Raw genomic sequence first — 251 nt, 5'->3', positions numbered from 1 at the left:
CGTAGGCGGCCATTGAAACTCTCGATATAGGCGTTCTGATTTGGCTTTCCTGGCTGGATCAAACGCAACTGCACGCCTCGCTCGTAGGCCCATGCCACCATCGCCTTGCCGCAGAACTCCTTGCCGTTGTCGGTCCGGATCACCTGCGGCAGACCTCGGGTCAGTGCCAGCCGGGCCAGCACCCGTGCCACGCCGTAGCCGGAGATCGCCCGCTCCACCTCAATCGCTACCGCCTCGTGCGTGGCATCGTC

General features: G+C 63.7%; 1 protein-coding gene. It reads right to left on the bottom strand.

The genetic code is table 11. The features are described 5' to 3' along the window. Positions 1-251: DDE-type integrase/transposase/recombinase (locus QMX78_RS21555; RefSeq protein WP_282273503.1), on the bottom strand; the 251-nt coding region annotated here is incomplete at both ends.

This window comes from Stenotrophomonas sp. PS02298, assembly GCF_029959445.1.
Lineage (GTDB): Bacteria > Pseudomonadota > Gammaproteobacteria > Xanthomonadales > Xanthomonadaceae > Stenotrophomonas.
Note: the sequence above shows the minus strand (reverse complement) of the source record. Positions and strands in the feature narration are given on the sequence as shown.